Origin of the sequence: Campylobacter ureolyticus ACS-301-V-Sch3b (assembly GCF_000413435.1) — a bacterium.
Lineage (GTDB): Bacteria > Campylobacterota > Campylobacteria > Campylobacterales > Campylobacteraceae > Campylobacter_B > Campylobacter_B ureolyticus_A.
Genome location: NZ_KE340327.1, coordinates 212,450 through 236,818, shown reverse-complemented (window position 1 = coordinate 236,818; position 24,369 = coordinate 212,450). Strand labels below are relative to the sequence as shown.

General features: G+C 28.7%; 21 protein-coding genes and 1 pseudogene. 10 read left to right on the top strand and 12 right to left on the bottom strand.

Annotation, left to right across the window (positions count from 1 at the left end; genetic code table 11):
* Positions 1-11: 11 nt before the first annotated feature.
* The 5 genes and pseudogenes from HMPREF9309_RS06325 (at position 12) to HMPREF9309_RS06305 (ending at position 5,710) form a co-directional block, all read left to right on the top strand.
* Complete coding sequence (locus HMPREF9309_RS06325; protein WP_016647095.1) at positions 12-1,037, top strand: D-alanine--D-alanine ligase; 1,026 nt, start codon at positions 12-14, stop codon at positions 1,035-1,037.
* 54 nt (positions 1,038-1,091) lie between these two features.
* The gene (locus HMPREF9309_RS06320) at positions 1,092-1,319 is read left to right on the top strand and encodes a type II toxin-antitoxin system prevent-host-death family antitoxin (protein ID WP_016647094.1); all 228 of its coding nucleotides are present in this window, start codon (positions 1,092-1,094) and stop codon (positions 1,317-1,319) included.
* Positions 1,309-2,019 (top strand): annotated as a pseudogene (locus tag HMPREF9309_RS09265) (alpha/beta fold hydrolase); the annotation flags it as partial. The gene HMPREF9309_RS06320 and the pseudogene HMPREF9309_RS09265, both read left to right, overlap by 11 nt.
* A 1,034-nt stretch (positions 2,020-3,053) precedes the next feature.
* Positions 3,054-4,490: a Mur ligase family protein gene (locus tag HMPREF9309_RS06310; RefSeq protein ID WP_016647092.1), complete on the top strand. Its 1,437-nt coding sequence runs from the start codon at positions 3,054-3,056 to the stop codon at positions 4,488-4,490.
* Between the two features lie 149 nt (positions 4,491-4,639).
* Positions 4,640-5,710 (top strand): CapA family protein, encoded by a 1,071-nt coding sequence (locus HMPREF9309_RS06305; protein WP_016647091.1) that lies wholly within the window; start codon positions 4,640-4,642, stop codon positions 5,708-5,710.
* A 102-nt stretch (positions 5,711-5,812) separates the two neighbouring features.
* Here the strand turns inward: HMPREF9309_RS06305 and HMPREF9309_RS06300 are convergent, their stop codons facing one another.
* From HMPREF9309_RS06300 to pta, 4 genes are read right to left on the bottom strand one after another with little or no spacing between them, the layout of a single operon-like run.
* Positions 5,813-7,345, bottom strand: coding sequence for an ABC1 kinase family protein (locus HMPREF9309_RS06300; protein ID WP_016647090.1), 1,533 nt, complete (start codon positions 7,343-7,345; stop codon positions 5,813-5,815).
* A 6-nt stretch (positions 7,346-7,351) separates the two neighbouring features.
* Entirely contained in the window at positions 7,352-7,627 is a 276-nt protein-coding gene (locus tag HMPREF9309_RS06295) for a hypothetical protein (RefSeq protein WP_016647089.1), read from the bottom strand.
* A gap of 15 nt (positions 7,628-7,642) precedes the next feature.
* A complete protein-coding gene (locus HMPREF9309_RS06290) occupies positions 7,643-8,845 on the bottom strand; it encodes an acetate kinase (RefSeq protein WP_016647088.1) in 1,203 nt (400 codons plus the stop codon).
* Between the two features lies 1 nt (position 8,846).
* Complete coding sequence (pta, locus tag HMPREF9309_RS06285) at positions 8,847-10,328, bottom strand: phosphate acetyltransferase (protein WP_016647087.1); 1,482 nt, start codon at positions 10,326-10,328, stop codon at positions 8,847-8,849.
* A 170-nt stretch (positions 10,329-10,498) separates the two neighbouring features.
* Here pta and HMPREF9309_RS06280 point away from each other — a divergent pair, with 170 nt between their 5' ends.
* Genes HMPREF9309_RS06280 through lpxD form a run of 3 tightly spaced genes read left to right on the top strand, consistent with a single transcriptional unit; the run spans position 10,499 to position 13,623 of the window.
* A complete protein-coding gene (locus tag HMPREF9309_RS06280; protein ID WP_016647086.1) occupies positions 10,499-12,187 on the top strand; it encodes an acetolactate synthase large subunit in 1,689 nt (562 codons plus the stop codon).
* A 10-nt stretch (positions 12,188-12,197) separates the two neighbouring features.
* Entirely contained in the window at positions 12,198-12,668 is a 471-nt protein-coding gene (gene ilvN / locus HMPREF9309_RS06275) for an acetolactate synthase small subunit (RefSeq protein ID WP_016647085.1), read from the top strand.
* Between the two features lies 1 nt (position 12,669).
* Positions 12,670-13,623 (top strand): UDP-3-O-(3-hydroxymyristoyl)glucosamine N-acyltransferase, encoded by a 954-nt coding sequence (gene lpxD, locus HMPREF9309_RS06270; RefSeq protein WP_016647084.1) that lies wholly within the window; start codon positions 12,670-12,672, stop codon positions 13,621-13,623.
* A gap of 42 nt (positions 13,624-13,665) precedes the next feature.
* Here the strand turns inward: lpxD and HMPREF9309_RS06265 are convergent, their stop codons facing one another.
* The 7 genes from HMPREF9309_RS06265 to HMPREF9309_RS06235 all read right to left on the bottom strand — a co-directional run bounded on the left by HMPREF9309_RS06265 (position 13,666) and on the right by HMPREF9309_RS06235 (position 20,949).
* The gene (locus tag HMPREF9309_RS06265) at positions 13,666-14,490 is read right to left on the bottom strand and encodes a class I SAM-dependent methyltransferase (protein ID WP_016647083.1); all 825 of its coding nucleotides are present in this window, start codon (positions 14,488-14,490) and stop codon (positions 13,666-13,668) included.
* Positions 14,491-14,757: 267 nt separating this feature from the next.
* Positions 14,758-15,804, bottom strand: a complete 1,047-nt coding sequence (locus HMPREF9309_RS06260; RefSeq protein WP_016647082.1) for an ABC transporter permease — start codon at positions 15,802-15,804, stop codon at positions 14,758-14,760.
* Positions 15,801-16,892, bottom strand: coding sequence for an ABC transporter permease (locus HMPREF9309_RS06255; protein WP_016647081.1), 1,092 nt, complete (start codon positions 16,890-16,892; stop codon positions 15,801-15,803). The genes HMPREF9309_RS06260 and HMPREF9309_RS06255 overlap by 4 nt, the downstream gene beginning before the upstream one ends.
* Positions 16,882-18,525, bottom strand: coding sequence for an ATP-binding cassette domain-containing protein (locus tag HMPREF9309_RS06250; protein ID WP_016647080.1), 1,644 nt, complete (start codon positions 18,523-18,525; stop codon positions 16,882-16,884). Before HMPREF9309_RS06250 ends, HMPREF9309_RS06255 begins: the two co-directional genes overlap by 11 nt.
* Positions 18,522-19,493 carry an HlyD family efflux transporter periplasmic adaptor subunit gene (locus tag HMPREF9309_RS06245; protein WP_016647079.1) on the bottom strand — a complete coding sequence of 324 codons (972 nt, stop codon included), beginning with the start codon at positions 19,491-19,493 and terminating at the stop codon, positions 18,522-18,524. The genes HMPREF9309_RS06250 and HMPREF9309_RS06245 overlap by 4 nt, the downstream gene beginning before the upstream one ends.
* A 221-nt stretch (positions 19,494-19,714) precedes the next feature.
* Positions 19,715-20,203 (bottom strand): peptidylprolyl isomerase, encoded by a 489-nt coding sequence (locus HMPREF9309_RS06240; RefSeq protein ID WP_016647078.1) that lies wholly within the window; start codon positions 20,201-20,203, stop codon positions 19,715-19,717.
* 17 nt (positions 20,204-20,220) lie between these two features.
* Entirely contained in the window at positions 20,221-20,949 is a 729-nt protein-coding gene (locus HMPREF9309_RS06235) for a YebC/PmpR family DNA-binding transcriptional regulator (RefSeq protein WP_016647077.1), read from the bottom strand.
* A gap of 150 nt (positions 20,950-21,099) precedes the next feature.
* Here HMPREF9309_RS06235 and HMPREF9309_RS06230 point away from each other — a divergent pair, with 150 nt between their 5' ends.
* Positions 21,100-21,300, top strand: a complete 201-nt coding sequence (locus HMPREF9309_RS06230; RefSeq protein WP_016647076.1) for a heavy-metal-associated domain-containing protein — start codon at positions 21,100-21,102, stop codon at positions 21,298-21,300.
* Positions 21,300-23,438, top strand: coding sequence for a heavy metal translocating P-type ATPase (locus tag HMPREF9309_RS06225; RefSeq protein ID WP_016647075.1), 2,139 nt, complete (start codon positions 21,300-21,302; stop codon positions 23,436-23,438). Before HMPREF9309_RS06230 ends, HMPREF9309_RS06225 begins: the two co-directional genes overlap by 1 nt.
* 18 nt (positions 23,439-23,456) lie before the next feature.
* Here the strand turns inward: HMPREF9309_RS06225 and HMPREF9309_RS06220 are convergent, their stop codons facing one another.
* Positions 23,457-24,275, bottom strand: coding sequence for a transporter substrate-binding domain-containing protein (locus HMPREF9309_RS06220; protein WP_016647074.1), 819 nt, complete (start codon positions 24,273-24,275; stop codon positions 23,457-23,459).
* Positions 24,276-24,369: the final 94 nt, after the last annotated feature.

Sequence of the window (24,369 nt, the reverse complement as noted above, 5' to 3'; positions counted from 1 at the left end):
GGAGAAAAATAGTGAATTTAGGACTTGTATTTGGTGGACAAAGTTATGAGCATGAAATAAGCATAGTATCAGCTATAACTTTAAAAGATGTGTTGAAAAAAGAGGTTAAATTTATTTTTTGTGATAAAGATAGAGATTTTTACTTAATAGATCCAAAAAATATGAAAGCTACATATTTTAGCAGCTTTGAGTATAAAAAATCAAAAAAACTTATACTTAAAAATGGTGGTTTTTTTAGCGAAGGTGCTTTTAGTAGCAAAAAAATAGATGTTCAAGTTTATGTAAATTTAATCCATGGATGTGATGGAGAAGATGGAAAACTAGCATCTTTATTTGAGTTTTTTGATGTTAAATTTATAGGTACAAGACTAAAACCAGCAATTTTAAGTTATGATAAAGTTTTAACTAAATTTTTAGCAAATATAACAGGAGTAAAAACTCTTAATTATCAAATTTTAAAAAGAAATGAAGAAATAACTATAAAACCACCTTTTATTTTAAAGCCAGCAACTCTTGGAAGCAGTATTGGTATAAGCATCGTTAAAGATGAGAGTGAGATTACATATGCACTTGATAAGAGCTTTGAGTTTGATGATACGCTTTTAGTTGAACCTTTTTTTGAAGGTGTTAGAGAGTGTAATTTAGCTGGTTATAAAGCAGACTCAAAGATGGAATTTTCTATGATAGAAGAGCCAAATAAAGATGAATTTTTAGATTTTGATCAAAAATACTTGAGATTTAGTGATAGTAAGACCATAAAAGAAGCTAATTTAGATGAAAAATTAAAAGAAAAATTAAGAAAAGCTTTTTCTAAAATTTATTCATACGGATTTGATGGAAGCCTTATAAGATGTGATTTTTTTATAATTGATGATGAAATTTATCTAAATGAGATAAATACAAATCCAGGAAGTTTAGCTCATTATCTGTTTGATAACTTTGAAGATAGACTTTATGATTTAGCTAGAAATTTGCCAAGTTATAAAAAAATAGAGATAGATTATAATTATGTAAAATCAATTTCTGTTTATAAGTAAAATTTAACTAAAAATATGATAAATTTTACATATAATTTTATGTAAAGGTTGTAAATGCCTAGTTTTAAACAAGATGAAATTTATACCGCAACTGAAGTTGTAAGGAATTTCAGTGCGGTTTTATCAAAAGTCAGTGATGGTGAGCTTAAAAAAGCTGTTATTGTTAAAAATAATAAATTTGAAGCTGTTATGCTTAGCCTAAAAGAGTATGAAAGACTAGAGCGTGCTGTTGAGCTTTTGGATATAGTATATTCACAAAAAAGGCACAAAGATGGCGATTAGAGAAATTTCATACTTGGCTAAAACTTATAAAATCAGCTATGAAATTAAAAATCCAGACAAAGAAAAATCTATTTTAATAATTCATGGTTGGGGTGCAAATAAAGAGATAATGATGAAAGCTTTTGGCTCTTACCTTAATGAATTTAAGCAAATTTATATAGATTTACCCGGTTTTGGGAGAAGCGATATTTTTTATGAGCTTGATTCTATAAAATATGCAAAAATTGTTCAAGTTTTTTTAAGCTCATTAAAACTAAAGCCAGATATTATTATGGGTCATAGTTTTGGCGGTAAGATAGCAACTCTTTTAAGACCAGAAAATTTAGTTCTTTTAAGTACTGCTGGAATCGTTGAAGAAAAGCCTTTTATAGTAAAATTTAAAATAAAACTTTATAAATTTTTAAAAATATTTGGTTTCGCAGGACTTTATAAACTCTTTGCTACAAAAGATGTCGCAGGAATGAGTAGAGTTATGTATGATACTTTAAAAAATGTAGTTGATGAAGACTTTAGAGAGATTTTTTCAAAAACTAGAGCTAAAACGCTTATTTTTTGGGGTGAGGGTGATAAAGCTGTAAGTCTTGAAAGTGGCAAAACAATAAATAGGCTAATTAAAAATAGTGAGTTTTTTCCACTCGCAGGAGATCACTTTTTCTTTTTAATACATTCTAAATTTATTTCAGATACTATAGAAAATAGTTTTAAAAATATTAATGAAAAAAATGAAAATAGTGAATTAAAAATAGATAAATCAAGTGAAGATAAAAAATTTATTTATGATGAATTTGATGATGATTATGAGGTTTTAGAAGTTCATGAGCGAGAATACGAAACGAATGATCCTAAAAAAAACAGTAAAAATTCAAAAAATAAAAAAATAACCAATAATCAAGAAAAAGATGTAGATATAGTAAAAAACGACAACGAAAATAAAAAATCAGATGAGCTAAATCAAAAAAAAGATGAGAAAGATTTAATCATAACAAATGATTTTAGTAAAACAAAAAACCTTGATGAAATAAATACAAAAAATGAAACTAAAACAGAAGATAAAAATAGCCAAACCATGCAAGGGCCAATCATTGGAAATAAATTTATCTATGATAAATTAGATGATGATTATGAGGTTTTAGAAGTTTATGAGCGAGAATATCAAGATGATAAAAAAAATGAAGATGTTGCTCAAGGGCAAAAAAAAGATAGCAAATTAAATGAAGATATAGCAAAAAAAGAGGCCTCAACAAGTTTAGAAAAAAATAAAGAATTTAATAAAGAAGATGAATTTAAAGAAGATAACAAAGCAAAAAAAGCTAACAACAACGATAATGATAAAAAAATAGATGAAATAGTTATTAATGAAAATAATGCAAAAAAAGATGAAAAAGATTTATCTGATGATGAAGTTGTGCAAGATTTAGTTTTAGTAAGTGATGTTGTAAAAAGAAAAAAAATAGATAATAAGCCTAATTTAGATAGAAAAATACCAAAAGATGAAGATTGCAAAGAAGTTTTAAATAATGATTCTAAAAGCGAAAAACTCATAGATAAAGCAGATAAGGATACACAAATTTTAGAAAACAAATCTGAAAAAAGTGTAGAAAATGACACAAAAAATATTGATTTAGCTCAAGATGATTCAAAAAAAAGAAAAAAAAGAGCGATTAGATTTAGCGATATTTATAAATATAAAGTTCAAAAAGCCTTAAAAGAAATTGAAAAAGAAGAGGATAAAAAATGATTTTTTTAAAATTTCTTACACATTTTTTATTAATTTTATCTCTAGGTTTTTACCTTATAACAACTCTTCAGTGGTTTTCTTATAAATTTGAAAGAGTATTTTTTCACTTTACTAAACCTCTTTGGCATCTGATTTTTTTATTTATTCCAATAGTTTGTTATTTTGGATTAAGACTTATAAATGAAAATTTGTTTTTCATATATTTTTATATTATTTTATTACCAAGTCTTATTATTTGGCATAAAAAACTTGATAAAAAATTAGTTTTTACCTCAAGAGTTAAAAGATTTTTTTTAATTTTAATTTTAACAACTCTGTTTTTAGATATTATTTTGTTTAAAAAAGCATTTGTTCTTCCAGTCTTTGCACCTCTTTTTATATCTTTTTTTATAAGTTTTTGCTTTGAAAAGCTAAATGCGAAAATTTATATGCAAAAAGCACAAAAAAAATTAGAAAGTATGCCAAATTTAACAATCATACAAATTACAGCAAGCTATGGAAAAACAAGTATTAAAAATTTTTTATATCAAATTTTAAATGAAAAATTTAATTGTTATAAGACCCCAAGAAGTGTAAATACATTAATGGGCTTAGTAAAAGACATAAATGAAAATTTAAATACCGATGTGCAAATTTACATAGCAGAGGCTGGCGCTAGGAAAAATGGCGATATTGATGCGATAACAAAATTTTTAAAACCACAAATTGTTATTGTTGGTGAGATAGGAAGTCAACATATTGAATATTTTAAAAGTATTGATAATATAAGAAAAACAAAACTTGAAGCCTTAAACTCAGAAAGACTTAAAAAGGCTTTTTTACATAGCTCAACCTTAAAAAAAGATGATGATAAAATAGTTATTTATGATGAGTATTTACAAAATATCAAAGCAAATTTAGATGGCGTTAGTTTTGAGATGAAATTTGATGAAAGTTATAAATTTCATGCACCAATTTTAGGTATTTTTAATGCTTCAAATTTAGCAGTTTGTATATGTGTGGCGAAATTTTTAGGTTTAAAAATAGATGAAATAAAATTAAAAATTTCAAATTTAAAAAGTGTAGAGCACCGCCTTCAAATCGTATCAAAAACACCTAAGTTTATAATAGATGATGGCTTTAATGGAAATTTTGAAGGTATGAGTGCAAGCTATGAGCTTGTTAGAGAATATGATGGGAATAAAGTTATCGTAACTCCAGGAATAGTAGAAGCCACAAAACAGATGAATGAAAACTTAGCGAAAATCATAAATGAAATTTTTGATTTAATTATCGTAACTGGTGAATTAAATGCAAAGATTTTTAGTGAAATTTGTGATAAAAATAAACTGTTTATTTTAAAAGACAAAAACGATCTTATAAAAACATTAAGCGAAAAAACAAAAGCTGGGGATTTAATACTGTTTTCAAATGACGCGCCAAGTTTTATATGAAATCTTTTAAGTTATTGTTGATCGTTGTGAATATAGTACAACGTTCACATATTTTATTTGTTGAATACATCGCAAATTAATTTAATTTAAAATAACTTAGTTTTAATGAATAATAGTTATAATTTATCGATTTTTTTTAAGGTTGAAATTTGAAATTTTTTTTAAGTTTAATTTTATTTATAAATTTTACTTTTGCAAGTGTTATTAAAATCATTGTTACTGGTGATATTATGACACATAAGCCACAGCTTGATTATGCTTATGATAGAAATAGTAGTGAGTTTGATTTTTCGCCGCAATTTAGTAATATTAAAGAATTTTTAAAAAGTGGTGATTTGGTTATTGGAAATTTTGAAAGCTCATCAAATCCAAATTTAATTTATAAGGGATATCCACTTTTTAATACTCCAGCTGAAATTTTTAAAGCCTTAAAAGATACTGGTTTTCATGCTCTATCAACAGCGAATAATCACGCTCTTGATGGTGGAATAGATGGTATTTTAACAACAAATGAGGCTATAGAAAATGCCGGACTTTTTAATTTTGGCACAGGAAAAGGAAATAAATTTAAACTTTTAGAAGTAAAAGGTGTTAAAATAGGGCTTTTGAGTTATTCGTATGGTTATAATGGGCTTGAAAACTCGCTAAATTCTGAAGAAAAAAGTTTATTAAATTTCTTGGATGAAGAAAAAATTAAAAGTGATATTGACAAACTTTTAAATTACGGGGCTGATTTTATTGTTGTTTTTCCACATTGGGGTATAGAGTATCAAAGTTATTCAAACAAAAATCAGCAAAATTTAGCCAAAAAAATTATTAGTTTTGGTGCAAATGCTATCATTGGAAATCATCCTCATGTTTCACAAGAGATTGCGTGGTATAATCAAAATGGCTTTATAGCGTATTCTTGCGGAAATTTCATATCAAATCAAAGGGTTGAAACGATTGGTAATATAGAAAGTGAGCAAAGCGTTGCTTATGAAATTTTAATATCAAAAGATGAAAATTCCACTAAAATAGTCGATGTTTTTTATAATCCTTTATGGATAAATCCAGTTTTTGAAAATGGCAAAAAAACTATAAAAGTTTTTCTAGCAAAGGATATAATAAATGAAAATTATGATAAAAACTCAACTAAATTTTTAATAGATAATCCAAAAACTAGAGCAAAAAAAGCTTATGAAAATATAAAAAAGAAAATTTTTGGTAGGAAGAGATAATAAAGGTTGTCATTCAATTATCAGCAAAGGTTTTTTATTTTCAAATTTTTTATTTATAAGCTAACTTTCAAAAAGTTATAAATATTTTAATATACAAAGCATTTATCTTTTATAAATCAGCCTTAAAACTCCAGCTATAAAAAAAGCAATGGCTATAAATTTAAAACCATCATCTAAAAGCAGGATAAAAAATGAAGTTAGGATTAAAACTAGTCCAAAAATAAGCTCGCTAACCTTTTCATCAATCGCCTTTTTAAAGTATTCAAGCTGTGATTTAGAGATATTTGTTTCTATCTGTCCCGAGCTTATCTTGTGAAAACTTGTTTTTATATAGTGCAGGTTTTGCGGAAGCTCCTTTAATTCATCAAAAATAGTATCAACTAAAGTCTCTTTTGCACCAACTGCTCGTGGGATATTTTTAACTAAGATTGGAAGTATATCTTTTATACCGTTAAAATTTTCTAAATAACTAGTGCCAAGACCCTCTATAATGGCACTTACTCTTAGGATATAGATAGCTTCGGCAGGGAGTTTGAAGGGAAATTTAGCGGTATTTGCCATAACTTCAAAGGCTAAATTTTGCATTGTTGTTTTGCTAAGTGAGTCATTTGAAAATATATCAAAAATTTGCTCCACAAACTCAGCAAGCATCGTAGTTGGCGTTTCATAAGCACTAATTCCAAGATTTTTGCAAGCGGCGATATACTCTTCATAGTTTTGCTCATTTGCAGCTTTTAAAAGCGAGATTATGTTAAGTCTAGTCTCATTTGAGACTGATTTTACCATACCAAAATCAAGCAAAATTATCTGCGAGTTTTTATTTATAAAGACATTTCCAGGATGAGGATCAGCGTGAAAATAGCCCCGAATCAGCATTTGCTCTACATAAAACAAAACTAGGTCATTTATCGCTTTTTTAATATCAATTTTAAACTCTTCAATATTTTTTCTATCATCAAACCTAAATCCCTCCTCAAAGCTCATTACAAGCATATTATCGTTGCTAAGCTCTTCGTAATATTTTGGAAAAATGATGTTTGAATCTTGGTAAATTTTAGAAAATTTCTTTAAATTTGTAAGCTCTATTCTCATACTAGTTTCTTTTATAATAGTGCTTGCAAACTCGCTAATTACAGCTTCTATTGAGTTTTTTGTATAGTGCGAAAAAAGTGGCTTAAAAATTACATTTAAAAAAGAGATGATTTTTATATCAGTTTTTACTATTTTTTCGATATTATATCGCCTTATTTTTATGGCAACTTTACTACCATCTTTTAAAAAAGCCTCATGTACTTGCCCAATAGAGGCACTTGCTATTGGAGTTTTGTTAAAATTTATAAAACCTTTGTCTTCATAAACTTTCTCTAGCTCACTTTGGCTCATTGGTGGCAAATTATCGTGTATTTTTTTAAGCTCATTTAGATAATTAGGCGGGAAAAAGTCACTTCTTGTGGCTAAAACTTGCGCCATTTTTATAAAGCTCGGTCCAAGATAATTGATGTAAGAGGTAATTTTATCGGCTTTTATGCTCTTTATAAACAAAAAGCTCTCACGCCTTTTAATAAGTAGATAAAATGTTAGTAAAAGATGAAAAATCTTATAGATTCTTAGCGGACTATAGAGATTTTTTGTCATTTTTACCTAGCTTTTCATCTTTTTTAAAATCTCATCAAGTTTTTTTTCAACTCTTGCTATGTCATCTTTGCTTGCCAAATTTAGCTCACTAGCAACTTCTTTAAAATACTCCATATTTTGTCTGTGCTCGGCCTCAGCTCTTTCATAAAGTCTGTCTATAAAGGCTTTGCTATCCTCTTTTGTGATTTTGCCACGATTTTCAAGAGCATTTAGTTCTTTTTGAACTCTGTCTTTGATGGTTAAAAACCCACCCGCTGTTATATAAAGCATATCTTTTAGCATAATTTATCCTTTACTTTAGATGAAATTCTTATTTTTGATAAGTTTTCTAACCTCTAGTGCGATGGCAAGCTCTTCGTTTGTTGGTACTACCAAAGCCCTTATAACTGAGTCTCTTTTGGTTATAAATCTAATTGAGTTGCTTTTTAACTCATTTAAATCATCATCGATATTTACGCCAAAGTGATTTATCGTCTTACAGATATCAGCTCTTAAGTGAGCGTAGTTTTCGCCAACTCCAGCTGTAAAGATGATAGCATCGACTCTGCCCATTATGGCAAAGTATGAGCCAATATATTTTGTGATCCTATACATGTACATATTGTAAGCTAGCTTTGCTCTTTCATCATCATGATCTAAAATCATTCTCTTTACTTTTCTAATGTCACTCATACCACAAATTCCTAAAAGTCCGCTTTCCTTATTTAGCATATAGTCAATTTCTGCTTGATTTTTGTTTGTTATTTTGGCGATATGATAGAGCGCTGCAGGATCGATATCTCCGCTTCTTGTTCCCATCATAAGTCCTTCAAGTGGCGATATTCCCATTGAGGTATCTATGCTCTTTCCACCTTTTATGGCAGTTACACTTGCGCCATTTCCAATGTGAAGCGAGATGGCATTAAAGGCATCAAGTCTTATTCCCATGTAGTTTGCCGCTTGTTCGGTAACATATTTGTGCGAAGTTCCGTGAAAGCCATATTTTCTAACGCCATATTTTTCGTAATATTCATACGGAATTGCATACATGTAGGCATATTGCGGCATTGTTTGGTGAAAAACTGTGTCAAATACCGCTACATTTGGGACATTTGGCGCTTCAGCCATAGCACTTCTAATTCCTGCTAAATGCCCAGGGTTGTGAAGTGGGGCAAGCTCTGAAAGTTCATCGATAGTTTTTATAACTTCATCATCTATAATGACTGAGTCTTGAAATTTATTTCCCCCATGAACAACTCTGTGGCCTATGCCATCAAGTTCGCTAAAATCTTTTAAAACTTTACTCTTTTTAAAAAAAATATTTAGATAGTCCATGCCCTCTAAGTGGTCTTTTATGGCGACATCTTTTACAAAAAGCTCATTGCCATAGTTTATATTGACTTTAGAGTGCTCGCTTCCAATCTCTTCGATAAAGCCATCTAAAATGGCATTTCGCCCATTCATATCAAAAAGTTTAAATTTGATTGAGCTACTTCCTGAGTTTAATACTAAAATTTTCATATCAATTTCCTGCTTGAATTGCGCTAATTAGCACTGTATTTACGATATCTTCCACGCTCGCACCTCTACTTAAGTCATTTACTGGTTTTTTTAGTCCTTGTAAAATCGGTCCCATTGCAACACATCCTGTAAGTCTTTGAACTGCTTTGTAGGTGATGTTTCCTGAGTTTAGATCTGGAAAGACAAAGGTATTTGTTTTGCCTGCTACTTTTGAGTTTGGCATTTTTTTCTTCGCTACTTTTTCATCAATTGCAGCGTCAAATTGAAGTGGTCCATCGACATCTTCGCCCAAACTCTCTTTTGCTAAATTCAGAGCCTCTTTTACTTTATCGACACTTTTTCCTTTGCCACTTTCACCAGTTGAGTAGCTAAGAAGTGCGATTTTAGGCTCAATACCAAAAGATTTTGCTGTAGATGATAGGGATATGGCAATATCACAAAGCTCTTTAGCAGTTGGCTCAGGCACCACAGCACAATCCCCAAAAACTAAAACCTCATCTTCTAAACATATTAAAAAAGCCCCACTAACTGTTGAAATTCCCTCTTTTGTCTTAATAAGTTGCAAAGCAGGGCGGATAGTATCAGCCGTAGTTCCAACAGCGCCACTTATCATGGCATCAGCTTTTCCGACTAAAACAAGCATTGTTGCAAAGTAGTTTTTATCAAGCATAATTTTTTTTGCATCTTCTAAAGTTATGCCTTTATGTTTTCTAAGCTCATAAAACTCATTTACAAACTCATCTAAAAGCTCGCTTTTTAAAGGATTGATAATTGTTGCTTTTGAGAGGTTTAGCTTTAAATTTTTTGCTTTTTTATCTATCTCATCAGGCTTGCCTAGTAAAATGACATTTACAGCCTCTTTTTTAAGCAAAATATCAGATGCTTTTAAAATTCTCTCATCCTCGCTTTCAGGAAAGACTACGGTTTTTAAATTTGATTTTGCTTTTTTATAAAGTTCATATTCAAATTTAATTGGAGTTTTGAAATTTGTTTTTGCATTTTCTAACTCATCAAAGAAAATTTCAGGTTTTACCTCTAAAATACTAGTTGAAACAAATTTATCACTTTTGTTAAAATAAATCTTATCAGCTACACTATAAGAAAAATCCAAAGCACTTTTGAACTCATCAAATTTTGCCTCATCATCATCTAAATACTCTGTTAAAATAGGCAAATTAATATCTTTTGCTAAATTTGTATTAAATTTATTTTTATCACCTATGATGATAACAAAGTCATTTTTTTCTAAAATTTCTTCATATTTTTTTATTGTTTTTAACCTTAGTTCTTTTTGATTTGAAAAACAATTTTGCAAATCATCTTTGCAAAAACAACTTATTGAAGATATATGCTCATTATAAAGTGGAGAAAAAATAGCTATTTTTTTAAATTTAGTACTAAAAATTTCTTTTATAAATGATAGGGTTTTAGACTCACTTTTATTTACATTATCGCTACTTAAAATAAATAGTCCATTTTTCATAAAAACTCCTTTGAATTGTTATTTTTATATATTGTAGTTATAATTTTATAAAAAGCATATAAATTTAGCCAAATTTAGTCTAAAAATTTGTAAAATTTAACTAAATTTATCATTTTAAATTAATATTGTTTTGATACAATATTGCATTTTATTTTAAAGGTAAAAACAAAATGTCAAAGCTTACTGGTTCGCAAATGATAATGCAAGCACTAAAAAACGAAGGCGTAAAAGTAGTTTTTGGATATCCAGGAGGGGCAGCATTAAATATATTTGATGCAACTTATGATGAGAAAGATTTTGAACTTATTTTAACTAGACATGAGCAAGCTGCAGCCCACGCAGCCGATGGATATGCAAGAGTAACTGGAGAAGTTGGAGTTTGCATAGTAACAAGTGGTCCTGGATTTACAAACACAATAACAGGACTTGCAACTGCATATATGGACTCAATACCACTTGTATTAATAAGTGGCCAAGTAGCTAATTCACTCATTGGAACAGATGCTTTTCAAGAAATTGATGCTGTTGGAATTTCAAGACCATGTGTTAAGCATAATTATTTAGTAAAAACTATTGAAGAGCTTCCAAGAGTATTAAAAGAGGCTTTTTATATTGCAAGAAGTGGCAGACCTGGTCCAGTTCACATTGATATCCCAAAAGATATAAGTGCTGCTCTTGGTGAGTTTTGCTATCCAGAAGAAATTTCAATGAAAACATATAAACCAACCTATAAAGGAAATCAAAGACAGATTAAAAAAGCTGTAAATTTAATATCAAAATCAAAAAAACCTCTTTTATACTTAGGTGGTGGAGTAATTAGCTCAAATGCAACAAATGAGGTTAGAAAACTATCAGAAATTTCAAAAATTCCTGCAGTTGAAACACTAATGGCACTTGGAGTTTTAAGAAGCGATGATGAATTAAATCTTGGAATGGTTGGAATGCACGGCAAATATGCTGCAAATATGGCTATGAGTGAGGCTGATTTGATATTTTGTATTGGGGCAAGATTTGATGATAGAGTAACTGGAAAATTAAGCGAGTTTGCAAAAAATGCAAAAATTATTCATATTGACATAGATCCAAGTTCAATTTCTAAGATTGTAAATGCTGATTATCCTATAGTTGGAGATATAAAAAATGTGCTTGAGGATTTAATACCATTATTAAAAAATGAAGTTGATTCTAACTCATTTAAAGAGTGGAGAAATACCTTAAAAACTTATGATAAGATTCACCCTCTTAAATTTAATGATAGCGATGAAGTTTTAAAACCACAATGGGTTATAGAAGAAACTGCTAAAATTATAGATGATGAAAAAGCTATTGTAGTAACTGATGTTGGGCAGCATCAAATGTGGGTGGCTCAATACTATCCTTTTAAAAACCCAAGAACACTTTTAACAAGTGGAGGTTTAGGGACTATGGGATATGGTCTTCCAGCAGCTCTTGGAGCAGCGATGGCAAATAAAAATGGTATTGTGGTAAATTTTAACGGAGATGGTGGAGTGCTAATGAATATGCAAGAATTTCAAACTATTTGTGAAAACAAACTCCCTATCATAAACATAATTTTAAATAATAAATTTTTAGGAATGGTAAGACAGTGGCAAAGTCTTTTTTACAAAGAAAGATTTGCTTCAACTGACATTAGCAATCAGCCTGATTTTGTGAAATTAATTGAAAGTTTTGGCGGAAAAGGTTTTGTCGCAAATACAAAAGATGAGTTTAGAAACGCTCTTAAAGAAGCCATCAAAAGCAAAAAGACAGCTTTGATTGATGCAAGAATAGATAGATTTGAAAATGTTGTTCCTATGGTTCCAGCTGGTGGTGCACTATATAATATGATACTTAAATAAGGTTTTAAAAATGAAAGATAAAAGAAGATTAATTTCAGTTATAGTATTAAACGAGCACGGTGTTTTATCTAGGATAGTAGGTCTTTTTTCTGGTCGTGGATATAACATAGACAGCTTAACTGTTGCTCCTGTTCCAAATACAGAATTTTCAAGAGTTAGTATTGTAACAAGTGGCGATGTTAAAGTTTTTGAACAAATAGTTAAACAGCTTTATAAGTTAATTCCAATTTATAAAGTTATAGAAGATGGGGAATTTGTAGAAAAAGAGATGGCATTAGTTAAAATTTCGCTTTTAGAAAATTTATCAGGACTTGATGCCGTTTTAAAGTCATATAATGGAAGCGTTGCAAATAGCAATGATGAAATTTTAATAGTTATGGCATGTGATGACTCGCTTAGAATAGATAGTTTTGTAAAAACTATGAAAAAATATAACCCGATTGATATAGTAAGAAGTGGTTCAGTTATAATGGAGATGTAAAATGCTGCTTAGTAGAATTTGTGAAATATTAAATATTGAGTTTAGCGGTGATGATTTTGATATAAAGGCTATAAACTCACTTGATTTGGCTTTGGAAAATGAGCTTAGTTATTGCGATGGAGTAAAAAATATCAAATTTCTAGAACATACTAAAGCAGGGGCTGTTTTAGTAAGTGAAAAAATGCTAAATCATGTTCCAGAGCATATTAGAGTTTTAGTTTGCCAAAACCCACATCTTAGTTTTGCTATTTTAAGCAAATATTTTAAAAAAGAATTAATTAGGCATGGTAATGTAGCAAATATTGATAAAACAGCTACAATAATGAAAAATGCTTATGTTGGGTTTGACTCATCAATAGATGAAAATACTTTAATAATGCCTGGAGCTTATATTGGCGATAATGTAAAGATAGGTAAAAATTGCATTATTTATCCAAATGTTGTTATTTATAACGATACAATTATAGGAAATAATTGCATAATTCATGCAAATAGCGTTGTTGGAAGTGATGGTTTTGGATATGCTCATACAAAAGATGGAAAACATGTAAAAATTCATCATAATGGAAATGTAATAATAGAATATGATGTTGAAATAGGAGCTGGAACTACGATAGATAGAGGTGTTTTTAAGCCAACCATAATAAAATCAGGTACAAAAATAGATAACCTTGTTCAAGTAGGACATAATTGTGAACTTGGAGATAATTGCTTAATAGTTTCACAAACAGGGATATCTGGCTCAACAATACTTGGTAGAAATGTTGTAATGGGCGGACAAAGTGGCTCTGTTGGGCATATAAAAGTTGGAGATTTTGCTCAAATAGCAGCAAGAGGTGGGGTTAGTAAAAATTTAGAAGGCTTTAAACAATATGCCGGTCATCCGATATATGAGCTAAAAGAGTGGCTAAAAATAAATGCTAAAATCCACCGCTTTTTTAAAAAAGAGAGTTAAAATTTCGCTCTCTTTTGCTTGATTTTAAAGATTTGTATATTTTTAATTTAGTTTAAAAATATACATATCGCATGAGTTTTTAATTTTTGGAACGAAATTTCTTAAAATAAAACCTAAAATTCCCCATCTATTTTTATACATATCAAACATTGCACCTTTTTTAATAAATTTAAGCCTGTCATCAAATTCTAAAATTTCATCTTCGCTATCAATTCCAAATTTAAACTTTGCATTTTTTATAAATTTCATGGCATCATGGCGGCTTTGAGGGAAATTTGCAGCAAATTTATTTAAAAAATCAGCCATTAAAACACCCTGAAATCTATCAAGTAAATTTTTAAAAAACTCTTTTAATTTAGGCTTTTCAAAATACATTGTAACGCCTTCTAATACAAAGATAAATTTAGCATTTTTATGTTTACTAACAAGCTCATCCATCCAAGTAGTTTCAAACATTGATGATGTTATATAAAAATTATTTTTAGCTTTTTTTACCAGTTTTTCACGCAAATTTATAACATCACACAAGTCAAGGTCGTAAAAAATAGCGTTTGAAATTTTACTTTCAAGTCTTAAAGGGCGCGTATCCAGCCCAGCTCCAACTTGAATGATGACTAAATCACAATTTTTATTTTCATTTGCTATTTTTAAAATTTCATCATCAAAAAATTTAGCTCTAATTACTGTTCCAACACGGCTCAATTTACTTTTATCGAATTTAGAAAAATCATAGTCTAAGTGTTTAACAATTTCACCTGAAAACTCATCTTTTAAAATAGGCTTTTTAACTAAATTTTCAAGACTTCTAAAATATAAATTTATAAGTAAAGTCTCACTAACTCCATCGCTAAATTTTATCTTTTCCATATTTTTTTCCTTTTTATAAAAATCAATATCATTATTATAGCTTATATTTATTAAATTTTTTAGGAATTTTTATATAAAATTTTAGCTTTTAAATTAATATTTTTAAAAGGATAAAAATTGGTTTTTAATGATTTTGCGTAGCTAAATAAAGAAATTTTGAATTAATATATAAATTATGAATTTAATATACATATATCAGCTTCAAAGCTTGATAAAGTGATTTTTTTATCAAGGTATAAATTTAAAACAAAATTAGTAGTTAAATTTTTAACTACTTTTTCTTTTGAAAAATTGCATTGCAAATATAAAAGAGGCTACGCCTATTAAAAACATAGGTATTAAGTATTCTAAGCTATCGATAAAGCTTATATCTTTTAAAAATATACTCCTTAAAAATAGCAAGTAATATTTTAAAGTTACTAAATTTGTAAAAGGCTCAAGCCAATTTGGCATGTTTTCAACAGGAGTTGCAAAGCCTGATAATAAAAATGAAGGTAGTAAAAATACAAAAGTATAAAGTATTGCTTGTTGTTGTGTTTTTGATATTGATGAGACAAAAAGACCAATACCACAAACACTAAATAAAAATACTATCACTCCAAGATACAAAAGCCATAAATCTCCAACCAATGGTATATTAAAACCAAAAAATGCAATTAAAAGTATAATAGTGGCATTAAAAATACTTATAATTATCGCAGGGATAAGTTTTCCAAGCATTATTTGAAGTGCTGAAAGAGGAGATACTAAAATTTGATCAAAAGTACCAAGTTCTCTTTCTCTTGCTATTGACATAGCAGTTAGCGCAAAAGCTGATACTAGGCTAACTGAGCCAAAAACACTTGGCAAAATCCACCAATAATTATTTAAATTTGGATTATATAAATTTCTAATTTCAAGATTATTGTTTTTATTTGTCATTGATAGGATATAGCTTTCTGCTATTTGGGCTGAATTTGAGCGGCGTCCATCAGATATTACCTGTATATTATTATCTTTAATTCCAAAATTTGGTGGAAAAACAACTATAGAAATAGCCTTTTTTAGCTCTAATAGTTTATTTGCTTCTTCATAACTTTTCACCATATAGATATTTCTAATATATTTTGAGCCTTCAAATTTATATAAGATTTCTTTTGTTTGTTCGCTATTGCTTTGGTTAAAAATAGCTAAGTCTATGTTTTTAATGTCTAAATTTATTGAAAAAGAAAAAATTAAAAGCTGAATTAGTGGAGCCAAAAAAACAATAACTGAGTTTTGCTTATCTTTAATTATAGATAAAAACTCTTTTTTAATAAGTGCAAGAAGTCTCAATCCAAGCTCCTTTTTAGTTTAAATTTTACAAGTATAAAAAACAACACTCCAACACTAATCATTCCAATAATATCAAATATAAATATCTTATATACATCTCCTACTAAAAATATTGTTTGAAGTGAGCTTACAAAATATCTTGCATGAATTAAATATGAAAAATACTGAAGCAATTCAGGCATATTGTTTATCTCAAAAATAGCTCCTGATATTAAAAAAGCAGGTAAAAAACCAGCTATTATGGCAGCTTGAGCGGATACAAATTGATTTTTAGTTAAAGATGAGATAAAAAGACCCATAGTTAAAGATGGAAAAAGATATATAATACTCATTATTACAAGTATTAAAATACTACCTCTAAAAGGAACGTTATACCAAAAAAATGCGACTAAAAAGCACATTAACATAGAGCCTAAGGCTAAAAACAGATATGGAATAAGTTTTGCAATTATTATTTCATTCATACTAATTGGTGTTGCTAAAAGAGCCTCCATCGTGCCTCTCTCCCACTCTCTTGTTATTACTAAAGCGGTTAAAAGTGTGCTTATTAGTGTCATTATAACTGCAATTGAACCTGGTATTATAAAATATCTACTTGAAATTTCTGAGTTAAATCTCATTTGAGTTTGTAAGTTTATAGGATTTATTTTTTCTAGTTTACTTGTTATTTTGTTTTGAATTTCCCAATTTTTTATGATTTGGCTTGAGTATTTTGCTATAAGTCCTGCTGTATTTGGCTCACTACCATCTAATAAAAGTTGAATTTTGTGTGTTTTATAAAAATCATCTTCTATTATTAAAAGTGCTTTTATATCATTTTTTTTAATTCTTTGTATAAATTCTTCTTTATTGCTCCCAACTTCAGTATTAAAAAATTTTGAGGCCATAAAATTTGATATTAAATCCTTTGTGAGATTTGAATGAGAAACTATACCAAATTTAATATTTTTTGAATCAAGCGAAACAGCATACCCCATCAAAAAAAGCAAAATTAATGGCAAGATAAAAGCAATTAAAATAGAACTTGGATCTCTAAAAACTTGCAAAGTTTCTTTATAGGCAATTGCTTTAATATTTTTAATCTTCATAATCTTTTACAAGCTTTATAAAAGCTTCCTCCATTGTTGCATTGTTTTTAATATCACTTTTTATTTTACTAGGTGATCCAGTTTTTATATCTTTGCCTTTATAAATTATCATTATTTTATCGCAAAGCTCGGCTTCATCCATTAAATGAGTTGTTACCATAACACTTACTCCATTTTTTGAAAGAGTATTTATATGAGTCCAAAACTCACGCCTTGTTACACTATCAACTCCACTAGTAGGCTCATCTAAGAATAATACTGATGGTTCATGCATTATCGCACAAGCTAAACTAAGGCGTTGTTTTATACCAAGTGGAAGTTCTAAAACAGTTGATTTAAGGTATTTTTTAAACTCAAAAGTTTCTATCATTCGCTCAATTTTTTCTTTTTTTTGTTTTCCTTTTAAGCCATAAATTCCCGCAAAAAAATCTAAATTATCAGTTAAATTTAAATTTTGATAAAGAGAAAATTTTTGCGCCATATAGCCTATTTTTTGTTTAGTTTCTTGAGCTTTTTCGTATAAATCTTGACCTAGAACCAATGCTTTTCCACTAGTTGGTTTTAAAAGTCCGCAAAGCATTTTAAATGTAGTTGATTTACCAGCTCCATTTGGTCCTAAAAGCCCAAAAATTTCTCCACTATTTACACTAAAATTTATACTGTCTGTAGCTGTAAAATCACCAAATTTCTTAGTTAAATTTATAGCTTCTATAACTGGCTTATCGCTTTTTAAAATATCTGTTTTTAAAGATGAAATTTTTATATTTTTTGGGTTTAATAGATCTAAAAAAAGATCTTCAAAACTTGGTTCTATAGTCTTAGCATTTTTTGGAATTTCAAATTTAGCATTTTTTTTAATACTAAATTTTATATCATCGCCTAAAATAGAGGCATCTAATATATTTGGGTTTGATTTTAGAGTATCAAGATATGTTTTTTTGTCATCAGTATTTATTAAAAATACTCTATTTTGAAGTATTTTTTTAGCGTTTTGTGGATTTTCATGAAGTAAAATTTCACCTTCATTTAGCATTATAATCTCATCACATAAATTTGCCTCATCTTGGTATGATGTTGCCCAAATTATAGTAATGCCATCTTTTTGGAGTTCTTTTGCCATCTTCCAAAGCTCTTTTCTAGCTATTGGATCAACTCCAACTCCTGGTTCATCCAATAAAAGAAGTTTTGGTTTTCTTATTAAAGCGCAAGAAAGTGCAAGCTTTTGTTTCATTCCTCCACTTAAATTTTTAGCAAATCTATTTTTAAATGGAGCTAGTTTTGTAAACTCTAAAAGTTCATTTATTCTATCATTTTGGTTTTGAATATCTTGCAAAGTAGCATAAAGTTTTAAGTTTTCATAGCAGCTTAGCTCTTCGTATAGTCCAAAATTTTGAGGCATATATCCAATACTTGATAAAAATTCTTTACTTGAGTTTGGCATCTTAAAGCCAAGTACTTCAAGGTTTCCAGAAGTTGGCTTCATAAGACCAACAAGAAGTCTTAAAAGTGTTGTTTTTCCAGCTCCATCAGGTCCTATCAAGCCTGTTATAAGACCACTTTTTGCTTCAAAGCTTATATTGTTAATTGCAATTGTGTTTTTAAATTTCTTTTCTAAATTAACAGCTTTTATCATTTTAGTTTTATATGTACTGGCATTCCCTGTTTTAGCTTATCATCGCTTTGATCAATATCTACTTTAAATCTATAGACCAAATCAGCCCTTAGTTTTATAGTTTGGACATTTTTTGGTGTAAATTCAGCTATATTTGAAATAAAGCTAATGTGACCTTTATATGGTTCATCTTTAATATCTGAATACACTAAAACCTCATCTCCAATTTTAATTTTTCCCATATATGGCTCATCTATATATGCTCTAACAAAAAAATTATCTTTTTTTGATATTTCAAAAACTGGTTCGCCTGGGTTTGAAATCTCACCAATTTCTTTAAATTTAGTTTGTATAACACCATCAATTGGTGAAGTAAGTGAGTAGTTTTGCATATCTAGTTTAATTTTTTCGGCATTTATTTTAAGTGAGTTTATAAGTTCGATTTGTGAAGCTATATCTTCTTTTTCATAACCATTTTTTAGCTTTTCATATTCTGCTTTTGCAAGATTGAAATTTGCTTCAAGACCTTCTAGGTTTGATTTAGCTTTTGTATAGGCATCTTGTGATGTTGCTTTTAGTTTTATGAGTTTTGCTTGTCTATTAAAACTTATCCTTGCTTCATTTAAACTTGCTTTTGAGATATCTAAATTTGCCTTTGCTTTAGCTATATCTTCCTCTCTAAAACCTTTTTGAAGCTTGGAAAGTTTTATTTCATTTAATGAAATTTGAGATTTTAGCTCATCTAGTTTATTTAAAAGATAACTTTTATCAAGTTCTGCAAGCTTATCTCCAGCTTTAACTAGATTGCCTTCATCTTTATAAATTTCTGAAATTTCACCTAAAAATCTAAACGAAAGTGTTGAGGTTTGTGAGTCAATATTTCCATAAAAAACAAGTTCATTGTTTTTAAGCAAATTTTGTTTTTGAAAAAAGAAATATCCAATAATGATAAAACCAATAATAAGTAAAATAGTAACAGCTTTTTTCATATTATAACCTAACATTAAGATGTGGTAATAATACCATAAAATCGCTAATTATTAAATTTAATTTATGATATATTTTTTAAAGAGCTAAAACTATGCTTTTTAAAATTTATATTTGTAAAATTAGTATTTATTAAGAATTTTAAACATTTTTTAAAAAGCTTAATGTGGTAAAAAGAGCCACAATTAAAGTAGCTCTTTTTTAATTATTTTAAAGTTGGAGTTTATAAACTCTCTTTTATCTCAATAGTTTTTATCTTATCACCAACTCTTATGCTATCAACTACTTTTAAACTCTCTTCATCAATGGCTTTTCCAAAAACTGTATGTACTCCATCAAGATGAGGTTGAGCCGAGTGACAAACAAAAAACTGGCTTCCACCAGTATCTCGTCCAGCATGAGCCATAGAAAGAGTTCCTCTTTCGTGTTTGTGAGTTTGGTTATCACACTCACACTTTATCCTATATCCTGGACCACCAGTTCCGGTGCCAAAAGGACAACCTCCTTGAATGACAAAATTAGGTATAACTCTATGAAAATTTAGCCCATCATAAAAGCCACTTTTTGCTAAACTTGCAAAATTCATTACAGTTTGTGGTGTTTCATCTGGATAAAGTTCGCATTTAATATCGCCTTTTTCAGTCTTAATTATGGCAAATTTATACTTTGCTAACTCATCTTTATCTATATCAAAAACTTTTAATTTTTCCATTTTTATCCTTTATTTTATTACGCTATATTTGTATAGACCTCTTGCACATCGTCATCTTCTTCAAGTTTGTCTATTAAAAGCTCTATTTCTTCAATTTCATCATCGCTAAATTCCTGTTTATTATTTGCGATATATTTTAAACTTCCATTTATTATCTCAAGACCAAGTTTTTCTATACCGTTGTTTAGCTCTCCAAAGCTTTCATATTCACCATAAATTATCAAAGTTGTCTCGCCGCCATCTTCTTCATCTTCATTTACAACCATCTCAGTCATTCCATAATCAATCAAATCAAGCTCAACGCTTTCTAAATCTCTTTTTGGCATTTTTACTTCAAAAACTGATTTTCTTGAAAACATATATGATAAACTACCATTTGGTAAAAACTCTCCACCATTTTTTCCAAAGATTGATTTTATGTTTGCAACTGTTCTTGTTGTGTTTTCAGTAGCACACTCTACTATTATAAGACATCCATGTGGTCCTTTGCCATCATAATGGATAGTTTGGATATTAGGACTATCTTTTTCACTAGCTCTTTTTATGGCTGCATCGATATTGTTTTTAGGCATATTTTGTGCTTTTGCAGCAGCGATTGCGGTTCTTAGCTTTGGATTCATATCAGGGTCTGGTCCGCCTTCTTTTGCGGCTATTGTTATAGATCTTCCAAGTTTTGGAAAAATTCTACTCATTTTACCCCATCTTGCTTCTTTTGCGGCTCTTCTATACTCAAACGCTCTTCCCATAAATAAATCCTTTTTAAAATTTAAAGCTGCAATTATACCATACAAAAACTTAAAATTTCGTTGATTTTAGCATATAAACATGTTAAAAAAAAATTTAATAACAAGCATTATAATTGCTTAATTAAAATCTTATTTAAAAAGGATATTTCTATGAAAAAATTTGAGGTAAAAAACATAAAGTGCCAAAACTGTGCAAATACTATTAAAAATTATTTTGAAGATGAGTTTGGCAAGGTTGATGTAGATGTTGAAAAAGGTATTGTTTCATTAAAATTAGATGATGAAAAAATAAAATATTTTTGCGATGAGATGAAGGATTTAGGTTTTGAGGTGCTTAAGGAGATAAAATAATGTCTCAAATTTTTAAACTAAATATCATGGGAATGACTTGTGTAAACTGCTCAAATGCAGTTGAAAAAGTTACTAAAAAAATACCTGGTGTTAAAAATGCTAATGTAAGTTTTACAGCAAACTCAGGCGAATTTGAGATAGAAAATGACGATGTTAAAAACAAAATAATACAAAAGATAGAAAAATTAGGCTATGAAATAGCAACAAATTATGAAGAACTTGCTTTAAAAAAGCAAAATGCATTAAAACGTATGAAAAATACTCTTTTATTATCAATTTTTCTAACTATTATTGTTATGATTTTACATATGGGATTAAAACATAGTTTTTTAAACTCATTAATGCAGTTTATTTTAACAACAGTAGTTGTATTTTACTGCGGAAGACATTTTTTTATACATGCTTTTGGAGCTTTAAAAAATAGAAATTTTGACATGAATGTTTTAGTTTCTTTGGGCGTTTTTTCAGCATATTTTTACTCAACTTTTGCGTTTTTATTTCCAAGTTTAATACCAAGCAAGCTTAATTATGTTTATTTTGAATCAGCTGCAATGATCATAACTTTCATTAGTTTAGGTAAATTTTTAGAAGAAAACTCAAAAGCAAAAGCAGATGATTATATAAAATCACTTTTAAATTTAACACCAAAAATGGCAATTTTGTTAAAAGAAGATGGCACAACTGATGAAGTCTTAGCTACAACTTTAAATATAGGCGATGTGGTACTAGTAAAAAATGGAATGACAATTCCAAGAGATGGGGTTATAGTAGATGGCGGTGCAGAGATTGATACATCTATTTTAACAGGGGAGAGTTTGCCAATTTATAAAAAAGTAGGTGATAGCGTAAATGCTGGGTCTTTAAATACAAATGGTGTAATAAGCATTAAAATAACTACACAAAATCACGAAACCTTGCTTTTTCGAATGACAAAACTATTAAGTGAAGCAAGTGCAAAGAAAATGCCTATTTCAAGGTTTGCTGATAGAATAGCAAATATTTTTGTTCCTATTGTTATTTTAATATCATTAGTTACTTTTTTAGTTTGGTTTTTACTTGGAAATTTAGGATATGCAGTAGTTTGTGCAATTTCTGTTTTAGTTATCTCATGTCCATGTGCTTTAGGACTTGCAACACCAATAGCCATAGTTTGTGCTATTTCTTCTCTTGCAAAAAAAGGAGTTTTAGTAAAAAATCCAGAGGTTTTGGAAATTTTAAAAGATACTAAAAATGTTATTTTTGATAAAACAGGGACTTTAACCTATGGAAAAATTGAAGTTTTTAAAACAAATTTAAGTGATGATTTACTTAGTAAAGTTGCTTCTTTAGAAGCTTTGAGCGAACATTTAATAGCAAAAGCAATAGTTAATTTTGCTAAAGATCAAAATATAAAATTTGAAAAATTTAATAAAGAGTTTGAAAATTTAGTTGGCAAAGGTTTAAAAACTGATGATTTGATAGTTGGCAATGAAACTTTGCTTTTAGAAAATGGAGTAGAGTTTAATAAAAATGACTTTAAAGAATTTTTAGATGATGGATTTGGTGTTATTTTGGTAGCTTTTAATAAAAAATATGAAGGCTATATCATTTTAAGTGATAAAATTAAAACTGAATCAAAAGAAACTATAAATAATTTAAATAATTCTTTAATTAATACATTAATGCTAACAGGAGATAATAAAAAAGTTGCAAATTTTATCGCTTCAAATTTAGATATAAAAGAAGTTTTTAGTGACATTTTGCCTGAACAAAAATTTGAAATTGTAAAAAAACAAAAAGAAAAAGGAATTACAGTTTTTGTTGGAGATGGTGTAAATGATGCACTTTCGCTAAAAGAGGCAGATTGTGGTATTGCCATGAATAGTGGAAGTGATATAGCTAAAAGTTCTGGCGATATTTTACTTATAAATAATGATTTAAATGGAATTTTGAAACTTATTAAAGCATCAAACAGGTCTATGAATATAATAAAACAAAACCTTTTTTGGGCATTTTTTTACAATGCTTTATGTATTCCTCTTGCAGCTGGGGTTTTTGCTAGTTTTGGACTATTGCTAAGTCCAGTTTATGCTGCACTTGCTATGAGTTTTAGCTCAGTTAGTGTTGTGTTAAATTCTCTTAGATTAAAGCTTTGGTAAAAACCAAAGCTTTAATTTTTAACCAAAAACTCTATAAATATCATCTACTAAGAAATACTTTTTATCAATTGTTCCTTTATAATGAATCTTAAAAGTCTCATCATAAGCTTTTGTAAAGAAATTTTCTTTGCTTAGTTCTACGATTGCGTTATTTACTGCATTCAAAAGAGATGAATTACCTTTTTTTATACCGCAAGCTATATAGTCAGGATGTCCAACAGCTTTATTTGTTATAGTAAATGTATTATCTATAACAGCTATGTTTGCTAGTGAAAATACTGTGTGAAAATATCCATCACCTTCATTGTTTTTAAGTTTTGTTAAGCAATCATATAGGTTTTCACAGCTAACTACTTCAATGTTTTTAAATTTAGTTTTGTTGTCTTTTAAAAACTCATCTGAGGTAGTTCCTGGAATAACTAAAAGTTTTTTACCATTGAAGCTTGAAAGTTTATTTAAATGTGAATTGCTTGGGGCTAAAATTCCCATAAAGTCTAGTAAGTAGGGGAATGAAAAATCAACTGCTTTTTTTCTTTCATCTGTCATTGTAAAGTTTGCTACCATTAAGTCGATTTGATCATTTTTAAGCATTGGAATTCTATCTTTTGCCTGAACTCCGACTAATACAACTTTGCCTTTATTGTCTAATATTTTATTTCCTATGGCTTTTGCAAGTTCAACTTCAAAACCAGTAAATTCACCATCTTTTATTTGGCTAAATGGTGGAAAATCAGTTCTAACGCCTATTTTTATCTCATTTGAAGATTTGATTTCTTCTAGATTTCTTGCGAATAAAGCACAAAAACCAAACAAAATAATAAAAAATATTCTCTTCATAAAAACATCCTTTCTAAAAAAATCTAAAACAAAGTATATGGCAAAAATGGTTAATGTTAGGTAAATTTAATAAAATTAATTAAATGGTTATAAT